We start from the raw sequence: 19,938 nt of genomic DNA on the forward strand, positions 1-19,938 counted from the left end.
GAATGGCGGGATGGACCAGGGCCGGCCGAAACCCGATCTGATCATCTTCGACTGCGACGGCGTGCTGGTCGATAGTGAGCTGTTGAGCTGTCGGTGTCTGTCCGACGTGCTGGCCGAATGCGGCATCGCGCTGAGCCCGGAGCAGGCGCTCGAACTCTTTCTCGGACGCAGCACCAAAGCGGTCGAGCGGCATTATCGGGATCTCGGGCAGGTCGTGCCGGACGGCTTTCTGCCGCGCTTGAAGTCGCATGTGTTGAGCACGTTCGCCGGATCACTCCAGCCGATCGCGGGTGTTGCCGCCGTGATATCGGAATTGCGGACACCATTCTGCGTGGCCTCGTCCAGCGACATCGACCGTGTCGCGCTCTCCCTTGACGTCACCGGCTTGCGGGCGCATTTCTGCGACCGGATCTACACCGCGCAGATGGTCAGGCACGGCAAGCCGGCGCCCGATCTCTTTCTCCACGCGGCCGAGCAGATGGGCGCGCAACCTGCGCGCACGCTGGTGATCGAGGACAGCGCGAGCGGCGTGCAGGCGGGCAAGGCGGCCGGCATGATGGTCTGGGGATTTGCCGGCGGCAGCCATTATCGCGGACGCGACGGGCACGCTATACTCTCGGATGCGGGGGCCGACCGGGTCTTCGCGCGCATGATCGATTTCTGGAAGGACGCCTGACGCCTGCCATGGCTGCCGAGAACGAAAAGACCAGGCTCGATGACGCCGCGCGTGCCGGCTGGCTGTATTTCATTGCCGGTCACACCCAGGACGAGATCGCGAAGATGCTCCAGGTGTCGCGCGCGTCGGCGCAGCGGCTGGTGTCGCTATGTCTCGCCGAACGGCTGATCACCTTCCGGCTCGAACATCCCATCGCCGCGTGCATGGAATTGGCGGCGCGTCTGAAGGAGCGTTTCGAGCTTACCCATTGCGAGGTGGTGCCGGCAGATTCCGCCGCGCCCCAGGCCACAGCGGGCATTGCCGAACGCTGCGCCAACCTGCTCGATTCCACCCTCCGTTCGGAGACCCCCGTCATCGTCGCGCTCGGGACGGGACGCGCCGTGCGCGCCGCGGTCGAGCGCGTCACGCCGATCGACCGGCCCAATCACCAGATCGTCTCGCTGGTCGGCAACATCTCCGCCGACGGTTCGGCGAGCTTCTACGACACCGTCGGCCGGCTCGCCGACCGCACCGGCGCGCGGCACTATCCGATGCCGCTGCCGTTCCTGATGTCATCCGAGGATGAGCGCAACAAGATGGTCCGGATCGAGCCGATCGCGAAGGTGAAGGCGGTCGCGGCCAAGGCGGATTTGCGCCTCGTCGGCATCGGCCAGATGGACCAGAAGGCGCAGGTCCATGTCGACGGCTTCGTCACCCGCGACGAATTGTTCGAGATGATGCGGCAAGGGGCAATCGGCGAGATCACCGGCTGGGCCTATGATTCCAAGGGACGGCTGCTGAAGGCCGGCACCAACAGGCGCCTGACCAGCATTCCGCCGGAAGTCCCGGCGAAGACCACGACGATCGGCGCCGCGCTCGGCGCGGCCAAGGTGCCGGCGATCGCGGCGGCGTTGAATGGACGGTTGATCAACGGGCTGATCACCGACGAGGCGACCGCAAGGGCGATTCTGGAGCGGTAGGGCGGCGATCGCGCCCCTCGCACTGCTGTCATCATCCGCGAAGGCGGATGATCCAGTACGCCGCGGCCTCGCTTGGGCAAATCAACAGGCGGTACGGAGTACTCGATGCCCCGCTTTCGCGGGGCATGACAGCTGAGTGCGAGGCGGCAACTCTCATCACTCCCGCACCGCAGCACTCATAAGTTGCGCGAACATCTTTGCGCCTGCTTGACAACGGCGCGCCCTCAGTCGAACATACGCCCAACGCGTGGGCATATGCTCAAAAGCGCGATCCTAGGGAGGTCACCGTGAAACACGTCCTCAGCGCCGTCTGCGGCGCGTCTTGCCTGTTGCTGGCTGTCCCCGCGATGGCCGAAACCACCCTGACGATCGCCACCGTGAACAACGGCGACATGATCCGGATGCAGGGGCTGACGGCTGAATTCACCAAGAAGAACCCCGATATATCGGTCAAATGGGTGACGCTTGAGGAGAACGTGCTGCGCCAGCGCGTCACCACCGACATCGCCACCAAGGGCGGCCAGTTCGACGTCCTCACCATCGGCACCTACGAGGTGCCGATCTGGGCCAAGAAGGGTTGGCTGGTGCCGCTCGCGAATCTCGGCGCCGACTACGACGTCGCCGACCTCCTGCCCAAGATCAAGGATGCGGTCTCCGTCGACGGCAAGCTCTACGCCGCGCCGTTCTACGGCGAGAGCTCGATGGTGATGTACCGCACCGACCTGTTCGACAAGGCCGGCCTCAAGATGCCGGAAAAGCCGACTTGGGATTTCGTCGTCGACGCCGCCAAGAAGCTCACCGACAAGAGCACCGGCGTCTACGGCATCTGCCTGCGCGGCAAGGCCGGCTGGGGCGAGAACATGGCGTTCCTCTCTGCCATGGCCAATTCCTATGGCGCACGCTGGTTCGACGAGAAGTGGCAGCCGCAGTTCAACACCCCGGAATGGAAGGCGACGCTCACGACTTATGTCGACCTGATGAAGCAGGCCGGCCCTCCCGGTGCGAGCTCGAACGGCTTCAACGAGAACCTGGCGCTGTTCAATGCCGGCAAGTGCGCGATGTGGATCGACGCCACCGTCGCGGCGTCCTTCGTCACCAACCCGAAGGACTCCAAGGTCGCGGACAAGGTCGGCTTCGCGCTGGCGCCCAACACGGGCCTGGGCAAGAATGCCAACTGGCTGTGGGCCTGGAATCTCGCGATCCCCGCGGGCTCGAAGAAGACGGAAGCGGCCGAGAAGTTCATCGCCTGGGCGACGAGCAAGGACTACACCAAGACAGTTGCTGCGAAGGAGGGTTGGGCCAACGTGCCGCCGGGCACCCGAACCTCGCTCTACCAAAACCCTGAATATCTGAAGGTCGCCCCGTTCGCGAAGCTGACGCTGGCCTCGATCGATGCCGCCGATCCGAACAAGCCGACGGTGAAGCCGGTGCCCTACGTCGGCGTGCAATATGCGGCGATCCCCGAATTCCAGGGCATCGGCACGCAGGTCGGCCAGCAATTCTCGGCCGCGCTTGCGGGATCGATGACGGTCGATGCCGCGCTCACCGCGGCGCAATCCTCAACCGAGCGCGAGATGAAGCGCGCGGGTTATATCAAGTGAGCTCGAGCTCTCCCTCCTGAGCTCAGACTTGCGGCCATCCACCGCTAAGGATGGATGGCCGCCTTCTTCCCGCAAGCGGAGAAGCCAACAATGGCGACCCGGCAGACGCAGCTTCTCGCACGGACGCTCCTGACGCCGGCCGTCGGGCTGCTGTTCATCTGGATGATCGTCCCGCTCGCGCTGACGATCTATTTCTCGACGCTGCATTACAGCCTGCTCGATCCCGGCTCGGAATCGTTCGTGGGGCTGGAAAATTTCCGCTACTTCCTCACCGATCCCGCGTTCCTCGCCTCGCTCCAGAACACGCTGGTGCTGGTCGGCTCGGTGCTGGCGCTGACTGTCCTGCTCGGAATTCCGCTGGCGCTGCTGCTCGACCAGCCCGTGATCGGCCTTAACATCGTGCGGCTGATGGTGATCGCGCCGTTCTTCGTCATGCCGACGGTGAGCGCGCTGGTCTGGAAGAACCTGCTGATGCATCCGGTGTCCGGGCTGTTTGCCTGGATCGCCTCGCTGTTCGGGCTGACGCCGATCGACTGGTTTACCGACGCGCCGCTGCTCGCCGTGATCCTGATCGTGTCGTGGCAATGGCTGCCGTTCGCGACGCTGATTTTGCTCACCGCGATGCAGTCGCTCGACGAGGAGCAGAAGGAAGCCGCCGAAATGGACGGTGCCAGCGCGATCTCGACCTTCATCTACATCACCCTGCCGCACCTCGCGCGTCCGATCACAGTGGTGATCCTGATCGAGACGATCTTCCTGCTCACCGTCTTTGCCGAAATCTACGTCACCACGGGCGGTGGCCCGGGACTGTCGACCACCAACATCGCTTTCCTGATCTATTCGCAGGCACTGATCCAGTACGATGTCGGCACCGCCTCGGCGGGCGGCCTCGTCGCTGTCGTGATCGCCAACGTCGTAGCTTTCTTCCTGGTCCGCATCGTCGGCCGCAATCTGGAGGCTTGAGACATGGCGCGGATGGCGACGAGGCAGCGGGTGGTGGTCTCGACGATCGGGGCGTGGTTCTTCGGCTTCCTGATCTTCTTCCCGATCCTCTGGATGGTATTGGCGAGCTTCAAGACCGAACTTGAGGCCTTCGCGATTCCGCCGTCCTTCCTGTTCTTCCACTGGACCACCGAGAACTACGCAACGGTCCAGGAACGCAGCGACTATTTCCTCCACGCGATGAACTCGATCATCATCGCCGGCGGCTCGACCTTGATCGCGCTTTTGATCGCGATCCCCGCCGCTTGGTCGATGGCGTTCTCGCCGACCAAACGCACCAAGGACATCCTGCTCTGGATGCTTTCGACCAAGATGATGCCGCCGGTCGGCGTGCTGGTGCCGATCTACCTGATTTACAAGTCCTTCGGCTTGCTCGATTCCCGCATCGGCCTCGTCTTCATCCTGTGCCTGGGAAACTTGCCGATCGTGATCTGGATGCTCTTCACCTATTTTAAGGAGATCCCGCGCGACATCCTGGAAGCCGCGCGCATGGACGGCGCCACGATCGGCCGCGAGCTGGTCTATGTCCTGACGCCGATGGCGATCCCGGGGCTCGCATCGACTATGCTGCTGAACCTGATCCTGGCCTGGAACGAGGCGTTCTGGACGCTAAATCTGTCGACCTCGAACGCTGCGCCGCTCACCACGTTCATCGCGTCCTATTCGAGCCCGGAAGGGCTGTTCTGGGCAAAGCTGTCGGCGGCGTCGACGCTGGCGATCGCGCCCATTCTCGTCCTCGGTTGGTTCAGCCAGAAGCAGCTCGTGCGCGGGCTCACCTTTGGCGCGGTAAAGTAGGAAGGGCTGCCGGATCATGGGTCAGATCACACTTCAGGACGTGCAGAAATCCTTCGGCCCCGTGCACATCATCAAGGGCGCGGACCTCGAGATTGCCGACGGCTCCTTCGTGGTGTTCGTAGGTCCCTCAGGCTGCGGCAAGACCACGCTCTTGCGGCTGATCGCGGGGCTCGAGGACGTCTCTGGCGGCAAGATCCTGATCGACGGCAAGAACGTGGTCGATACACCGCCCGCCAAGCGCGGGCTCTCGATGGTGTTCCAGTCCTATGCGCTCTATCCGCATATGAGCGTGCGCGGCAACATCGGCTTCGGCCTGAAGATGGCGGGCCTTTCCAAGGACGAGATCAACCGCAAGGTCGAGGCCGCCGCCGCGACGCTGAACCTCGCACCCTATCTCGACCGTAAGCCGCGCGAGCTCTCCGGCGGCCAGCGCCAGCGCGTCGCGATCGGGCGTGCCATCGTCCGCGAGCCCAAAGCGTTTTTATTCGACGAGCCGCTCTCCAACCTCGACGCGGCGCTGCGCGTCCAGATGCGCATCGAGGTGACGCGGCTCCAGAAGCAGCTCGGCACCACCGCGATCTATGTCACCCACGACCAGGTCGAGGCCATGACCATGGCCGACAAGATCGTGGTTCTCAACGGCGGCAAGATCGAGCAATACGGCTCGCCGCTGGAGCTCTACGAGAAGCCGGCCAACCTTTTCGTCGCCGGCTTCATCGGTTCGCCCAAGATGAACTTCGTCACCGGCGAGCACGCTCTGCAGAAGGGCGCGGCAACGATCGGCGTACGGCCGGAGCATCTCAAGATCGAGCGCGACGGTGCCGGCGGCTGGCAGGGAACGATCGCGGTGGCCGAGCATCTCGGCAGCGACACCTTCCTTTATGTCGATGCCGGTCAGCTCGGCATGCTGACGGCGCGCTACATCGGTGAATTGAGCCTGCACGCCGGCGATCATGTATCGCTGGTGCCGGAGCCCGCGCGCGTCCATCGCTTCGACGCGAGCGGTAACGCCATTCGGAACTGACAAGAAACGGCAAGAAAACCGGAAAGACCAAAATGTACCTGGAAAAATTCAAGCTGAACGGCAAGACCGCGTTCATCACCGGCGGCGGGCAGGGCATCGGGCTCGCCTGTGCCGAAGCGCTGGCTGAAGCCGGCGCCAGCGTCATCATCGGCGATCGTGACAGCAAAGTCGCCGATAGTGCGAAAGCCAGCCTGAAGGCGAAGGGCTTCGACGCTGAGACGGCGATCATGGATGTCACCGACACCAAGCGCGTGGCGGAGGTGGCGGGCGACCTCGTCGCGCGCCACGGCAAGGTGGACATCCTCGTCAACAACGCCGGCATCGCCCGCAGCGAGACGCCCGCGGAGACCGTGACCGACGAGCACTGGCTCAACGTCATCGACGTCAATCTCAACGGCACCTTTTGGTGCTGTCGTGAGTTCGGCAAGCACATGCTGAAAGCGAAGAGCGGCGCCATCGTCAATGTCGGATCGATGTCCGGTTTCATCGTCAACAAACCGCAGGAGCAGTGCTTCTACAATGCGTCCAAGGCCGGCGTGCACCATCTCACGAAATCGCTCGCGGCCGAATGGGGAGCGCGCGGCATCCGCGTCAACGCGGTGGCGCCGACCTATATCGAGACGCCGCTCAACGCCTTCGTGAAGAGCAATCCGAGAATGTACGACGCCTGGATCGGTGGAACCCCGATGGCGCGGATGGGGCAGGTCGAGGAGATCGCCTCGGTGGTGCTGTTCCTCTCGTCCGAGGCCGCGAGCCTGATGACCGGCAGCATCGTGCTGGTGGATGGCGGCTACACTTGCTGGTAGGCTTGCGTCAAAACTGACGAGAGCTTCCGGGGGCGACAATGCCGCGAGCGTATATCGGCGTCGATGTAGGGACCAATAGCACGCGGGCAGGGGTGTTCGACGAGGCGGGCACCTTGCTGGCGATCGCTCGGCATCCGATCAGGATATGGCACGAGGCCGGCGACATCGTCGAACAATCGTCCCAGGATATCTGGGACGCTTGCACGGCGTCGGTGCGGGCCGCGATGGCGGAAGCCGCCATCGCGCCTGACAGCGTCGGCGGTATCGGATTCGATGCCACCTGCTCCCTCGTGGTGCTCGACCGGCAAGGCGAGCCGCTCACCGTCAGCGCCTCCGGCGACAGGCAGCGCAACGTCATCGTCTGGATGGATCACCGCGCCACGGCCGAGGCGCGGCTGATCAACGAAACCGGTGATGCCGTGCTGCGCTATGTCGGCGGCTCGATCTCGCCCGAGATGGAGATGCCGAAACTGCTGTGGCTGAAGCGGCATATGCGCGCGAGCTTCGATGCTGCAGGGCACTTCTTCGATCTGGCGGATTACCTGACCTGGCGCGCAACCGGCTCGCTTCAGCGCTCGACCTGCACGGTCACCTGCAAATGGAACTATCTCGCCCATGACGGCGGCGGCTGGAGCGCGCCATTCTTCAAGCGCATCGGCCTGTCGGATTTCGTCAACGAGAAATACGCCCGGATCGGCACCGAGATCGTCGCCCCCGGTACGCGCCTGGGTGCAGGTCTCTCCCGCACTGCCGCGGCCGATCTCGGCCTATCAGCGGGCACACCGGTCGGAGCGTCCCTGATCGATGCGCATGCCGGCGGCATCGGGGCGATCGGCGGGCGCGATGAATCGGACGGCGCGACAGATGTCTCCGACCGCCTTGCCTACATCATGGGAACGTCTGCTTGCATCATGGCGACGACGAGGGAACCGTGCTTCGTGCCGGGCGTGTGGGGTCCTTATTACTCCGGCATGGTACCAAATTTCTGGCTCAACGAGGGCGGGCAGTCGGCTGCGGGCGCTGCGATCGACCATCTTCTCAAGTCGCACCCCGGTCACGCCGAGGCGAGCGCGGCGGCGCGCATCGAGAGCCTCGACCTCATCGAATTCCTCGAGCGCCGCATCATCGCGCGCGCAGGCGACGCCAGCCGTGCCGCGCTGCTGGCCAGCGACGTCCATGTACTTCCTGAATTCATCGGCAACCGCTCGCCCTACGCCGACCCTGACACGCGCGCGGTGATCGCAGGCCTCGATCTCGACACAGGCATCGCCTCGATGGAACGGCTGTTCGTCGCCGGTCTGTGCGGGCTAGCCTATGGGCTTGCCGAAGTGATCGAGGCCTTTGCGGCGCATGGCGTTCATGCCGGCATCATGATCATGGGCGGTGGCGCCAGCCGCAGTCCGCTGGTGCGGCAGATCATGGCGGACACCACCGGCCTCACGGTCGCGCTGCCGCAGACCAAAGAACCTGTGCTGCTCGGTGCCGCGATGCTCGGCGCCGTCGCCGGCGGCGCCTATGCCTCGATCGGCGAGACCATGGCAAAGATGTCGGCGCTGGGACGCAAGAGCGAGCCGACCACGCCCGACATCGCCGCCTTTCACGCCCGCAAGCGCGAGGTCTACAAGCTGCTGCGTGAGGTCGATCGCGGCAGCCGTGCCGCGATGCGCGACGTCGCGAGAGGTTGAGACGGATGTTGATTTCCTGCGGCGATGCGCTGATCGATTTCGTCCCGACGCGAAACACCGACGGGCGCGAAGCGGTGATGCCGGCGGTCGGCGGCTCCTGCCTCAACGTCGCAATCGGCATGGCACGGCTCGGCGCGCCGACCGGCTTTGTCGGCGGGATCTCGACGGACTTGTTCGGGCGCATGATCGCCGAGCACGCCGCTGCATCCAATGTCGAGCTCGCGCTCGCCACAAGCAGCGATCACCAGACCACGCTCGCTTTCGTTCGTATCGTCGCGGGCGAGTCGCATTACGCGTTCTACGACGCCGAGACCGCGGCGCGGAACTGGGCCTACCGGCGCGGCTCCATTCCCTTCGATACGGTCGAAGTTCTCCATGTCGGCTCGACCACACTCGTTAACGACCAGGGCGCGACCGAGACCAAGGCCCTGATCGCGGACGCGCGGGCGTCCTCGACAATCTCCTTTGATCCGAACTGCCGACCCAACCTCGTGAAGGACAAACCGGCTTATCTCGCGCGCATGACCGAATTTGCGGCCAGCGCCGATCTCATCAAGATGTCGGATGTCGATTTTGCCTATTTGTTCGGCGACGAGCCATATCACCAGCGTGCGAGCACGCTGCTCGCGGGTGGCGCGAGCCTGGTCGTCATCACCCGTGGCAACAACGGCGCGATCGCGTGGCATGCGGGGGCAGGGCAGATCGAGGTCGCCGCCCCCAAAGTCGTGGTCGCTGACACCATCGGCGCGGGCGACAGTTTTCAGGCGGCGTTGTTGTTCGCCCTGCACAAGCAGGAACGTCTTCCCCGAGAGCAATTGAAGGATATCGGCGCAGACGAGCTTCGTCGTGCACTGTTCTTTGCCGCCAATTGCGCCGGGCTGACCTGCACCCGTCCCCGTGCCGATCCGCCGTGGAGTCACGAGATCAGTTGGAGCTCGTAGGCCGCCTCACAGCCGCGCGACCACCTTCTCGGCGCATTTCAGGAAAGTGCGGATCAGCGGACTCTGGGAATCCCGCCGCCAGCAGACCGCGATATCGATGGAGTCGGTGGCGTCCCGCAGCGGCCGGAACACGACCCCGCGAGGCGCCCCGAGCTGGGCGCAGGCGGGCAGGATCGCAAGACCTTCACCGGCCAGGACCAGGCTCATCGCCGCATGCACCGTCTCCACCCGGCTTGCGACCGGCATCACGATCTGGTGGCGCCGCAGCAGGGCGGCGACCGCGGAGGAGGCGGGATCCTGGTCCGGCGGCGGCAGCGCAATCAGCGGTCGGCCCTGCAATTTCGCCATCGGCACCGCGCTCAGGCGGGCGAGCGGCGAATGGTTCGGCATCGCCAGCAGGAGCGGCTGCGCACCGATCCGCGCTACCTGAATTTCGGGGTGATGTATCGCCGGCATGCACAGCGCGACCGTGACGCTGCGGTCGAGCAGCCGCGCCTCTCGCGTCGATGCGCTGAGTTCCGCGAATTCGAGGTCGACGCCGGGCACGGACCGGCGCAACTCGGGGATAAGCCGCGGCAGCACTGCATTACCCAGCACGATCATGTAACCGACCGATAGCCTCCCGCGCCGGCCCGAGGCCACTGCACGCGCGGCCTCGGCGCCGTCAGCCGCAAGTGCGAGCGCCTCGCCGGCGCGCGCCAGCAGGGCCTGGCCTGCCTCAGTCAGGTCCATGCCGCGCGTGCCACGGCGGAACAGCGGCGCGCCGATCTCGGCTTCGAGCTTTCGGATCTGGACCGAGAGCGGCGGCTGCGCCATCCGCAGCCGCTCGGCGGCCTTGCCGACGCTGCGCGCCTCGGCGACGGCGACGAAATAGCGGAGCCGCCGAAGATCCATTGGCATACCGAAATCGTATGGGTTGGTTCTCAAAATCGTATTGGACGGCGAGTTAACAAAACTGTCATCCTCGCTGTCAATGCAATCGGCCAACGGCGGCCGGCTTCGGAGCGATGTGACGATGAACGGCGATCCTTGCCTGCTATCCGCAACCGTGCTGCGCGGCCTCATCGCGACAAAGCAGATCTCGCCCGTCGAGCTCACCCGCGCGGTGCTCGCCCGTGCCGAGGCGCTCCAGCCTGAGCTGAACTGCTTCATCACGACCTGCGGCGACGAGGCGCTTGCCGCCGCGCGCGAAGCCGAGCGCAAGGTGATGGCGGGCGAGCCGCTCGACCTGCTGCACGGCATCCCCGTCACCGTCAAGGACATCGTCAACACCAGGGGCGTCAAGACCACCTTCGGTGCCGTTCCCTACAAGGACAACGTGCCGGCCGAGGACGCCGTCGCTGTCGCGCGGCTCCGCGCGCAAGGCGCGATCCTGATCGGCAAGACCACGACGCCGGAATTCGGCAGCAAGTGCCTGACCGACTCGCCGCTATTCGGCCGCACCCGCAATGCGTGGAGCGCCGAGCGCTCGTCGGGCGGCTCCAGCGGTGGCGCGGCGGTGGCGGTGGCGAGCGGCATCGCGCCGCTTGCGATCGCGACCGATGGCGGCGGCTCGACACGGATTCCCGCGGCTTGCAACGGCGTGGTCGGGCTGAAGCAGAGCAACGGCGTCATCCCGCACAGCCAGGCGCTGGACGTGTTCGGCAACCAGACCTATGTCACGCCGATGACGCGGACCGTCGCCGACACCGCGCTGATGATGCAGGCTATGGCCGGCGAGGATTCTTGCGATCCCTGGTCGATCGGCGTTCCCGTGCCCGACTTCATCGGCACGGCCGCCCCGCGCGGCGATCTGCGTGGGCAGAAAATCCTGTACTGCCTGTCGCCGCCCGGACGCCCTGTCTCTGGCGACGTCGCAGCCAGCTTCAAGGCGAGCCTCGATCGACTCGCGGGCCTGGGTGCCGAGCTCGAGGAGTTTTCGGGCGAGGGGTTCGACATCGAGCCGATCTGGCGCGCCATCAACCACACGGTCTGGCGGACGCGCTTTGCAAAACTCGCGGCCGAGCATGGGGACGCGCTGAGCGAGGCCTTCCTCAAGCAGCTTGCGCTCGCCACCGACGTCAGCGGCGTCGCCTATCAGGAGGCGATGTTCGCGCGCACAGCGTTGTTCCGCGGGGTGCAATCGCTGCTTGCGCGTGGGCATCTGCTGGCGATGCCGACCATCACCCGCACCGCCCTGCCGATCGATCAGGATCTGTTCGGCACCATCGAGATCGATGGCAGGCAGTTTGACAGCGTCCGGCCGCACTGGTTCCCCTGGACCATGCCGTTCAACATGACCGGACACCCCGCGATCAGCCTGCCCTGCGGCTTCGGCCGCGACGGCCTGCCGATCGGATTGCAACTCGTCGGCCGCTTCCGCGCTGATGCGGACTTGCTGCGCGTGAGCGCGCTGTTCGAGGCGTCGCAAGGCCTTCTGTCCGTTTGGCCCGGTTGAGGGTGAGGGGCATGCAACGGACTTGTTTGCAAAGCACTTGCCTCCGGTGCCCGGACATGTTGATCGTGCAACGGATGAGCCCTGAATCCGAGCGCACATGAGCGTATTTGTCCCAATGCGGCACGGCGCCCGCAACCCTCTCGGTGTCGTCCTGGCGAAAGCCAGGACCCATACCGCGGAATTGATCGGTGACGGGCGGTGCCAGTACCGAACGACGAGTCTTCGCCAAACTGCTCCCTGCGGCTATGGGTCCTGGCTTTCGCCAGGACGACGTCGGAGCTCGTGAGCGCATGAGCGTATTTGTCCTCCGACGTCTGCTGACCCTGCTGGCAACCCTGGTCGGCGCGTCCGTGATCATTTTCCTGGTGCTGGATGCTCTCCCGGGCAACGCCGCGCAGATGCTGATGGGCGCCGACGCCTCCGCCGACGCGGTGCGTGCGCTCACCGTCAAGCTCGGGCTCGACCAGCCGCTGGCGGTTCGCTATCTGCAATGGATCAAGGGGCTGCTCGTCGGCGATCTCGGCAACTCCTACGTCTACGGCACACCGGTTGCCGCCTTGATCGCGGAGCGGCTGGTGCTGACCATTCCGCTCGCGATGATGTCGATGTTGATCACGGTGACGCTGGCGCTCTCGGCCGGCATCTACACCGCCGCCAACCACAACAAGCTCGGCGACGTCGGCGTGATGTCGCTGACGCAGGTGGGCATCGCGCTGCCGAATTTCTGGTTCGCGATCCTGCTGGTGCTGTTGTTCTCGGTGCGGCTGCAATGGCTGTCCGCGGGCGGCTTTCCCGGTTGGGAGGACGGCATCTGGGCCGGCATCAAATCGCTGCTGCTGCCGGCGGTGTCGCTCGCGGTGGTGCAGGCCGCGATCCTCGCACGCGTCACGCGCTCGGCGGTGCTGGAAGTGCTGCGTGAAGACTTCGTCCGCACGGCGCGCGCAAAAGGGCTCGGCAAGCGCGAGGTGCTGTGGAGCCATGTGCTGCGCAACGCCATGATCCCGGTGATGACGGTGATGGGGCTGCAATTCGCCAATCTGCTCGCCGGCACCATCGTGATCGAGAACGTGTTCTATCTGCCCGGCCTCGGCCGCCTGATCTTCCAGTCGATTGCCAACCGCGACCTCATCGTGGTGCGCAACTGCGTGATGCTGCTCGCAACCATGGTCGTCATCGTCAATTTCGTGGTCGACGTGCTCTATGCCTTCGTCGATCCCCGCATCAAGGTCCACGATCTGTGAGCGCGCCGCTGATCACCCTCGTCGACGCGCCGGCCATGGCGCGCCCTCTGCCGGCCCGGACCTTCTGGCGCCGCGCGCTGCGTCATCGCAGCTTCGTGCTCGGTGGTGCGCTGAGCCTATTGGTTCTCGCCTCGGCGCTGCTGTCGCTGGTGTGGACGCCCTGGTCGCCCTACGAGATCGACATCGCCTCAAAGCTCCGACCGCCCTCGGCCGCGCACTGGCTCGGTACCGATGTCTTCGGCCGCGACATCGTCTCGCTGCTGCTCGCCGGCGCCCGCTCCACCATCATGGTCGGCATCATCGCGGTCAGCATCGGCCTCACCTTCGGCGTCTGTCTCGGCCTGATCGCCTCGGCCAGGCGCGGCTGGACCGAAGAGATCATCATGCGCTTCTCCGATTTCACCTTCGCCTTTCCGGCCGTGCTCTCCGCTATCATGCTGGCTGCGGTGGCCGGTCCGGGCATGGTGACCTCGATCGTCGCCATCGGCATCTTCCAGATCCCGACACTGATCAGGCTGACGCGCGGCTCGGCCAACGCGATCTGGGCGCGCGAATTCGTGCTGGCCGCGCGTGCGGCAGGCAAGGGCAAGTTTCGGATCACCATCGAGCACGTGCTGCCCAACATCCTGTCGATCCTGATCGTGCAGGCGACCATCCAGTTTGCGCTCGCGATTCTTGCCGAAGCCGCCTTGTCCTATCTCGGTCTCGGTACGCAGCCGCCGCAGCCGTCCTGGGGACGGATGCTGAACGACGCGCAGACGCTGCTGTTCCAGTCGCCGATGCTCGCGGTCTATCCGGGTGCTGCGATTGCAATCGCGGTGCTCGGCCTCAATCTGCTCGGCGACGGGTTGCGCGATCTGCTCGATCCGCGACTGGCGCGGGAGCGATAAGGATGGGCGAGCGCTCGACCATGCCGTTGATCGAGGTCGAAAATCTCGGCGTGCGCCTCAACACCAGCCGCGGGCCGGCGCAGGCCGTGCGCGGCGTCAGCTTTGCCCTGAAGCGCGGCGAGACGCTCGGGCTGGTCGGCGAATCCGGCTGCGGCAAGTCGGTGACGGCGTTGTCGCTGATGGGGCTGCTGCCGGACAGCGCGGTCGTCACCGGCAGCATCAAGCTGGATGGCGGCGAACTCGCCGGATTGTCGGACGCGGACTATTGTCGGCTGCGCGGCAACCGCATCAGCATGATCTTCCAGGAGCCGATGACCGCGCTCAACCCGATGCACACGATCGGCCACCAGGTCGCCGAGCCGCTGCGGCGTCACCGGAAATTTTCGGCATCGCGGGCGCGGCGAGAAGCGATCGCCTTGCTCGACCGCGTCGGGCTGCCCGATCCGGCGAGGCGCGTCGACGCCTATCCGCACCAGTTCTCCGGCGGCCAGCGTCAGCGCGTCACCATTGCGATGGCGCTCGCCTGCGAGCCGGACCTTCTGATCGCGGACGAGCCGACCACGGCGCTCGACGTCACCATTCAGGGCCAGATACTCGACCTCATCGCCGATCTCGTCGAAGAGCGCGGCATGTCGATGATCCTGATCTCGCACGATCTCGGCGTCATCGCCGAGAACGTGCAACGCATGATGGTGATGTACGGCGGCACGATCATCGAGAGCGGGCCGACCGACGAAGTGTTCCGCCGGATGGGCCATCCCTACACGCAGGGCCTGTTCCGGGCCCGACCGAAACTCGGCGCGCGCAAGGGGACGCGGTTGACGACGATATCGGGCTCGGTGCCGGATCTCGCCGATCTGCCGTCCGGTTGCACTTTCGCCGATCGGTGTCCGCTCGTGATCGAGCAGTGCCGGGCCGCGCTTCCACCCATGGTGGACGTCGGACCCGGCCACTTCGTGCGCTGCATCCGGACGGACGTCTCCATGGCCGAACGCGTCGGAGCGCTGACCGTATGAGCACGGCGCCTCTTCTCGACGTGAAGGATCTCGAGCAGCGCTATACGCTGCCGCGCGAAAGCGTGTTTCGCCCGCCGGGGCAGGTGCGCGCGCTCAACGGTGTCAGCGTGCGGGTCGACGCCGGCAAGAGCCTCGGCATCGTCGGCGAATCCGGCTCGGGCAAGTCGACCTTTGCGCGGGTGGTGATGGCACTGGAACGGCCGACATCGGGCCAGGTCGCGCTGCTCGGCCGCGACCTCAACCGCATCTCCGCGGACGAATTGCGTCGCGCCCGCCGCGATTTCCAGATGGTGTTCCAGGATCCCTATGGATCGCTCGATCCGCGCCAGACCATCGCGCGCATCGTGGCCGAGCCGCTCACCGTGCTTGATGGCGCCGACCGCAATACGTTCCGCGAGCGCGTCTCCGCGGTGCTGCAGCAGGTGGGACTGCGTAGTGCCGACATGGAGAAATATCCGCATGAGTTCTCCGGCGGTCAGCGCCAGCGCATCGCCATTGCGCGCGCGCTGATCACCCAGCCGAAGCTGATCGTCGCCGACGAGCCGGTCTCGGCACTCGACGTTTCCGTGCAGGCGCAAGTCTTGAACCTGATGCAGGACCTCCAGGAACAGTTCGGCCTCAGTTACGTCCTGATCAGCCACGACCTCGCCGTCGTCGACTATCTCTGCGACGAGGTTGCGGTGATGTATCTCGGCCGCATCGTCGAGCAGGGCCGTCCCGAGGATCTGTTCGAGCGTTGCGCCCATCCCTACACGCGAGCGCTTCTGGAGGCCGTGCCCCGGGTGCGCGCCGGCGGCGGCCGGCGCCGGCGCGGAGCCCAGGCGATCGCGTCGCAATCGGCGGCCGCGACCGGCTGTCCCTATGTCTCGCGGTGCGCGCTTGCCGACCAGCATTGCCGCGAGGTTCTGCCTGAGCTACGCAAGGTGGGCGAGACGCATCTGGCCGCCTGCCATAAGGCGGAAGCCGTGATGGCGTTGCCGCAATTGCCCGCGGAAGGTTAGCGTCCGCGGCGGGATTGGCGTAGGCTTGAGACAAGAGAAGGCCGGGGAGTTACGCATGTTCAGGAAACTATCGATCGTCGCATTCGCCGCCGCGTTTGCCGCGGCACCGTTGCCGGTGTTGGCGCAGAGCAAGAAGGACAGCGTCGTCATGGCGATGGCGCTGGAGCCGCCGGGGCTCGATCCCACCAACGCCGCCGCCGCCGCGATCGCCGAGGTCACGCTCTACAACATCTATGAGACCCTGACCAAGATCAACGAGGACGGCACCACGTCGCCCCTGCTGGCGGAGAGCTGGACCGCTTCGCCCGATCTGAAGACCTATACGTTCAAGCTGCGCAAGGGCGTCAAGTTCCACAATGGCGAGCCGTTCGACTCCGCGGCCGTGAAGTTCTCGTTCGAGCGCAACGCTGTCACCACCAGCACCAATAAGGACAAGAGCCTGTTCCAGAGCTTCGAGTCCGTTGCCGCGCCCGATCCCGACACGGTCGTGATCAGCCTCAAGAATTCGGAGCCGAACCTGCCGTTTCTGCTGGGGCAGGCGAGCGGCTCGATCGTCGAGCCGAAGAGCGCTGCCACCAATATCACGCAGCCGGTCGGGACCGGGCCCTATCAGCTGGGCGCCTGGGCCAAGGGCTCCTCGATGACCCTGACCAAATGGGCCGATTACCGCAACGCCGCCGCGATCAAGCTCTCGAAGGTGACGATCCGCTTCATCTCCGATCCGTCGGCGCAGACGGCGGCGCTGCTGTCGGGTGACGTCGACGCGTTTCCGCGCGTGTCGGCCCAGCGCACCATCGCGCAGTTCAAGGCCGATCCGCGCTTCAACGTTATGGTCGGCGGCTCCCGGGCGAAGACCATCGTCGGCATCAACCATCGCAAGAAGCCGCTCGACGACGTCCGCGTGCGCCGTGCGATCCTCGCCGCGATCGATCGCAAGGCGATGATCGACGGCGCCGTCGATGGTTTCGGCACGCCGATCGGCAGCTTCTACGTCCCGACCGCGCTCGGCTATGTCGACACCACAGGCATCAACCCCTACGATCCCGAGAAGGCCAAGAAACTGCTCGCCGAGGCCGGCGTTACCACTCCGCTCGAGTTGTCCTTGAAGCTGCCGCCGCCATCCTATGCGCGGCAGGGCGGCGAGATCCTCGCAGCCCAACTCGCCAAGGTCGGCATCATCGCCAAGATCGAGAACGTCGAATGGGCGCAATGGCTGTCGCAGGTATTCGCCGGCAATGGTCCGCACAATTTCGACCTCACCATCGTCAGCCATGTCGAGCCGTTCGATCTCGTCAAGATCACCGAGCCGGACTACTATCTCGGCTACAACAACGACGCCTTCAACGCGCTCTACAAGCAGATCGTGTCGACGCCGGAGGAAGCCGCCCGTGTCAAGCTTCTCGGCGACGCCCAGCGCATGCTGGCCACTGACGCAGTCTCGGGCTATTTGTACCAGCCGCAGCTGATCACCATCACCAACAAGAAGCTGAAGGGCGTCTGGAAGGACGTGCCGCAGTACGAGAACGATTTCTCGACATGGGCCTGGGAGTAGGGTCGCGGTGACGATCTCTCCCATCGGAAGAGATCGTCACAACACCGGTCCAAACAAAAAACCTGAAAAACAACCCCATGCACAGTAGCCGGGGATAATCATTTCAATGGCTTGCGCATCACGCGATCGATGGCTTGCGCGTCGCGCGATGCCGTTGACGCGTCGGGCAAAACACTGGCATGATGGCATCATCGAAGAAGTGTCGGGCGCCGTCATGGCAACATGCCAGGTCTGCCGGGACGAGGTGAAGATCTGACTGGACGTCACTACGCGAGCAAACTTGCGGGCGCGCTTTCGTCAAGACCTGGCAGGCGCACCTGACCCAAGCTTACTCGTCCAGGCCGCTTCTTTCGCGCTGCTCACAACAGGTCGGCTGTCTCGCGTCAGTCTGAGCCGGAGCGGTGCTTGAAAGCGCCGCACGAATTTGCTGCGGCAATCCCGTAGTCACACGATAGTCTCCGGTTAGCTTTCATCAACCAACTCGAACAAGGATGCAGGGCGTTTTATTAACCCTTTGCTTGCCGGAGCAAACATGCGCCTGACTGTCAAAATCTCCCTACTTGGAATCGTTTCCATCCTCGTTGTCCTTCTAGTGGGGCAAGCCTGGATGGCACTCTCACGCGCGGCAGCGCTAAATGCGAATTCGGAAGACCTTGCCACCAATTGGCTGCCTGCAACGAAAGCGCTGGGTGACGTCAAGTACTGGTCAACGCGCGGCCGGGTCGCCGGCAGTCGCCTGATCGTGACCACCGAGCCCTTGCAGCGCAAAACCACAGAAGGGCAGCTCTCGCAATATTTGGCTAATGCCGAGAAGGCGGCGAAGGTCTATGAGGCCACCATCGTATCGCCTCAGGAGAGAGCGCTTTGGGATAAGTTCCAGCAAAAATCGGGTCTCTATAAGAATGAGCAGGATCGCATCCTCATGCTGGCCTCGACTGATCCGGCCAAGGCGATAAGCGAGTACAATGGCTCTGGGAGTGCGGCGTTCAGTGAGGCGCAGAACGCCATCGACGCCGTCGTCGAATTCAATGAGAAGGGCGCCGCTCAGGCCGTTTCGGACGCGCGCGGCACCTACTCGCTCGCAAAATTGGTGACGTTCACGGTCGGGGGCGTCGCGCTCCTGATAGGCCTGGTCGCTGCGTGCTTTGTCTTGATGCGGGTAACTTCGCCGCTCCAGCGGCTGAACGGCACGATGCGGACCATCGCGGACGGAAAGCTCGATACCGACGTCGTCTACACGACGCGCAACGACGAAATCGGCGATATGGCCAAGGCACTTCTCGTTTTCAAGGAGAACGGCCTGCGCGTGCGCCAGATGGAGGACGAGCAAAAGGCGAACGAGCAGGTGGAAGCAAGGCGTCGCAAGCAGGAAATGGAGAAGCTTGCCGACGAGTTCGAGCACGCCGTCGGCGAGATCGTGGATGCCGTGGCGTCCGCTTCTACCGAGCTGGAAGCCTCCGCCAATACGTTGACCCATTCCGCCACGCGGGCTCAGGAGGTGACCACGACCGTTGCCGCCGCCTCGGAGCAGGCTTCGGCCAACGTCCAGTCGGTTGCGAGCGCAACGGAGGAACTGTCGGGGTCGGTCAACGAAATTGGACGGCAAGTTCAGGAATCGGCCCGCATGGCAGGCGAAGCCGTCGGCCAGGCCCGCAACACAATGGCCCAGGTCAGCGAGCTGGCGCGGGCCTCGACCCGCATTGGTGACGTGATTGAACTGATCAACACGATCGCCGGACAGACCAACCTGCTGGCGCTGAACGCGACCATCGAGGCAGCGCGGGCCGGCGACGCGGGCCGCGGCTTTGCAGTGGTTGCCTCCGAGGTGAAGGCGCTGGCCGAACAGACAGCACGGGCAACCGGCGACATCGGACAGCAGATCACCAGCATCCAAGCCGCAACCCAGGAATCCGTTACGGCGATCAAAAGTATCAGCGGTACGATCGAGCGACTTTCTGAAATTTCGTCGACGATCGCGGCAGCAGTGGAGGAACAGGGCGCGGCGACTCAGGAGATCGCCCGTAATGTGCAGCAGGCCTCCCAGGGCACCCAGCAGGTTTCCTCCAACATCGTCGACGTTCAGAGGGGAGCGACCGAGACGGGCGGGGCGTCCAGCCAGGTGCTGTCCTCCGCGCAATCACTGTCCACCGACAGCAACCGGCTGAAAGCTCAGGTACAGCGGTTCCTCTCCACCGTACGCGCCGCCTGATCTGAAACGGAGGTGGCGCCTGGTGAACGCCATGCGCCACCTCGTTCCCTCGAGCATCGATTGTCAAAGATGTCGAACGTCACAATGTTGCACCTTAGTGAGC

Annotated in this window: 17 protein-coding genes; 16 read left to right on the forward strand and 1 reads right to left on the reverse strand. The window is 64.7% G+C overall.

Features of this window, described 5'->3' with window-relative positions:
• Positions 1–10: 10 nt before the first annotated feature.
• The 9 genes from AC0L20_RS19855 (at position 11) to AC0L20_RS19895 (ending at position 9,489) form a co-directional block, all read left to right on the forward strand.
• Positions 11–676, forward strand: a complete 666-nt coding sequence (locus AC0L20_RS19855) for an HAD family hydrolase (RefSeq protein WP_473291124.1) — start codon at positions 11–13, stop codon at positions 674–676.
• 8 nt (positions 677–684) lie between these two features.
• Positions 685–1,635 (forward strand): sugar-binding transcriptional regulator, encoded by a 951-nt coding sequence (locus tag AC0L20_RS19860; protein WP_473291127.1) that lies wholly within the window; start codon positions 685–687, stop codon positions 1,633–1,635.
• Positions 1,636–1,922: 287 nt separating this feature from the next.
• On the forward strand, positions 1,923–3,236 hold the full coding sequence (locus AC0L20_RS19865; RefSeq protein WP_473291129.1) for an ABC transporter substrate-binding protein: 1,314 nt from the start codon (positions 1,923–1,925) through the stop codon (positions 3,234–3,236).
• Between the two features lie 90 nt (positions 3,237–3,326).
• Positions 3,327–4,199 carry a carbohydrate ABC transporter permease gene (locus AC0L20_RS19870; protein ID WP_473291133.1) on the forward strand — a complete coding sequence of 291 codons (873 nt, stop codon included), beginning with the start codon at positions 3,327–3,329 and terminating at the stop codon, positions 4,197–4,199.
• Between the two features lie 3 nt (positions 4,200–4,202).
• Positions 4,203–5,033 (forward strand): carbohydrate ABC transporter permease, encoded by an 831-nt coding sequence (locus AC0L20_RS19875; RefSeq protein WP_007608460.1) that lies wholly within the window; start codon positions 4,203–4,205, stop codon positions 5,031–5,033.
• Positions 5,034–5,049: 16 nt separating this feature from the next.
• Positions 5,050–6,057, forward strand: a complete 1,008-nt coding sequence (locus tag AC0L20_RS19880; RefSeq protein WP_473291138.1) for an ABC transporter ATP-binding protein — start codon at positions 5,050–5,052, stop codon at positions 6,055–6,057.
• A 32-nt stretch (positions 6,058–6,089) separates the two neighbouring features.
• Positions 6,090–6,863, forward strand: a complete 774-nt coding sequence (locus AC0L20_RS19885; protein ID WP_473291142.1) for an SDR family NAD(P)-dependent oxidoreductase — start codon at positions 6,090–6,092, stop codon at positions 6,861–6,863.
• Positions 6,864–6,901: 38 nt separating this feature from the next.
• Positions 6,902–8,548 (forward strand): FGGY-family carbohydrate kinase, encoded by a 1,647-nt coding sequence (locus AC0L20_RS19890; protein WP_473291148.1) that lies wholly within the window; start codon positions 6,902–6,904, stop codon positions 8,546–8,548.
• A gap of 5 nt (positions 8,549–8,553) precedes the next feature.
• On the forward strand, positions 8,554–9,489 hold the full coding sequence (locus tag AC0L20_RS19895; RefSeq protein ID WP_473291151.1) for a carbohydrate kinase family protein: 936 nt from the start codon (positions 8,554–8,556) through the stop codon (positions 9,487–9,489).
• Between the two features lie 6 nt (positions 9,490–9,495).
• On the opposite strand, the gene AC0L20_RS19900 is transcribed toward AC0L20_RS19895, so the two are convergent.
• Complete coding sequence (locus AC0L20_RS19900) at positions 9,496–10,383, reverse strand: LysR substrate-binding domain-containing protein (RefSeq protein WP_473291398.1); 888 nt, start codon at positions 10,381–10,383, stop codon at positions 9,496–9,498.
• A gap of 121 nt (positions 10,384–10,504) precedes the next feature.
• Between AC0L20_RS19900 and AC0L20_RS19905 the strand changes: the two genes are divergently transcribed.
• The 7 genes from AC0L20_RS19905 (at position 10,505) to AC0L20_RS19935 (ending at position 19,835) form a co-directional block, all read left to right on the forward strand.
• On the forward strand, positions 10,505–11,926 hold the full coding sequence (locus AC0L20_RS19905; RefSeq protein WP_473291155.1) for an amidase: 1,422 nt from the start codon (positions 10,505–10,507) through the stop codon (positions 11,924–11,926).
• Positions 11,927–12,216: 290 nt separating this feature from the next.
• Positions 12,217–13,167 (forward strand): ABC transporter permease, encoded by a 951-nt coding sequence (locus AC0L20_RS19910; RefSeq protein WP_473291158.1) that lies wholly within the window; start codon positions 12,217–12,219, stop codon positions 13,165–13,167.
• Positions 13,164–14,057 (forward strand): ABC transporter permease, encoded by an 894-nt coding sequence (locus AC0L20_RS19915; RefSeq protein ID WP_473291161.1) that lies wholly within the window; start codon positions 13,164–13,166, stop codon positions 14,055–14,057. Before AC0L20_RS19910 ends, AC0L20_RS19915 begins: the two co-directional genes overlap by 4 nt.
• A gap of 2 nt (positions 14,058–14,059) precedes the next feature.
• Complete coding sequence (locus AC0L20_RS19920; RefSeq protein WP_473291164.1) at positions 14,060–15,073, forward strand: ABC transporter ATP-binding protein; 1,014 nt, start codon at positions 14,060–14,062, stop codon at positions 15,071–15,073.
• Complete coding sequence (locus AC0L20_RS19925) at positions 15,070–16,074, forward strand: ABC transporter ATP-binding protein (RefSeq protein ID WP_473291166.1); 1,005 nt, start codon at positions 15,070–15,072, stop codon at positions 16,072–16,074. The genes AC0L20_RS19920 and AC0L20_RS19925 overlap by 4 nt, the downstream gene beginning before the upstream one ends.
• Positions 16,075–16,129: 55 nt before the next feature.
• On the forward strand, positions 16,130–17,626 hold the full coding sequence (locus AC0L20_RS19930; protein ID WP_473291169.1) for an ABC transporter substrate-binding protein: 1,497 nt from the start codon (positions 16,130–16,132) through the stop codon (positions 17,624–17,626).
• Positions 17,627–18,158: 532 nt separating this feature from the next.
• Positions 18,159–19,835, forward strand: a complete 1,677-nt coding sequence (locus tag AC0L20_RS19935; protein ID WP_473291172.1) for a methyl-accepting chemotaxis protein — start codon at positions 18,159–18,161, stop codon at positions 19,833–19,835.
• Positions 19,836–19,938 lie beyond the last annotated feature (103 nt).

The organism is Bradyrhizobium sp. Kon58 (genome assembly GCF_055807455.1).

Bases quoted from the DNA above. Each gene is read 5' to 3' on its own strand.
- AC0L20_RS19895 (WP_473291151.1), top strand. From the start codon at position 8,554: ATGTTGATTTCCTGCGGCGATGCGCTGATCGATTTCGTCCCGACGCGA.
- AC0L20_RS19900 (WP_473291398.1), bottom strand. From the start codon at position 10,383: ATGGATCTTCGGCGGCTCCGCTATTTCGTCGCCGTCGCCGAGGCGCGC.
- AC0L20_RS19930 (WP_473291169.1), top strand. From the start codon at position 16,130: ATGTTCAGGAAACTATCGATCGTCGCATTCGCCGCCGCGTTTGCCGCG.
- AC0L20_RS19925 (WP_473291166.1), top strand. From the start codon at position 15,070: ATGAGCACGGCGCCTCTTCTCGACGTGAAGGATCTCGAGCAGCGCTAT.
- AC0L20_RS19920 (WP_473291164.1), top strand. From the start codon at position 14,060: ATGGGCGAGCGCTCGACCATGCCGTTGATCGAGGTCGAAAATCTCGGC.
- AC0L20_RS19860 (WP_473291127.1), top strand. From the start codon at position 685: ATGGCTGCCGAGAACGAAAAGACCAGGCTCGATGACGCCGCGCGTGCC.
- AC0L20_RS19890 (WP_473291148.1), top strand. From the start codon at position 6,902: ATGCCGCGAGCGTATATCGGCGTCGATGTAGGGACCAATAGCACGCGG.
- AC0L20_RS19875 (WP_007608460.1), top strand. From the start codon at position 4,203: ATGGCGCGGATGGCGACGAGGCAGCGGGTGGTGGTCTCGACGATCGGG.
- AC0L20_RS19885 (WP_473291142.1), top strand. From the start codon at position 6,090: ATGTACCTGGAAAAATTCAAGCTGAACGGCAAGACCGCGTTCATCACC.
- AC0L20_RS19910 (WP_473291158.1), top strand. From the start codon at position 12,217: ATGAGCGTATTTGTCCTCCGACGTCTGCTGACCCTGCTGGCAACCCTG.
- AC0L20_RS19935 (WP_473291172.1), top strand. From the start codon at position 18,159: ATGCGCCTGACTGTCAAAATCTCCCTACTTGGAATCGTTTCCATCCTC.
- AC0L20_RS19905 (WP_473291155.1), top strand. From the start codon at position 10,505: ATGAACGGCGATCCTTGCCTGCTATCCGCAACCGTGCTGCGCGGCCTC.
- AC0L20_RS19855 (WP_473291124.1), top strand. From the start codon at position 11: ATGGACCAGGGCCGGCCGAAACCCGATCTGATCATCTTCGACTGCGAC.
- AC0L20_RS19880 (WP_473291138.1), top strand. From the start codon at position 5,050: ATGGGTCAGATCACACTTCAGGACGTGCAGAAATCCTTCGGCCCCGTG.
- AC0L20_RS19870 (WP_473291133.1), top strand. From the start codon at position 3,327: ATGGCGACCCGGCAGACGCAGCTTCTCGCACGGACGCTCCTGACGCCG.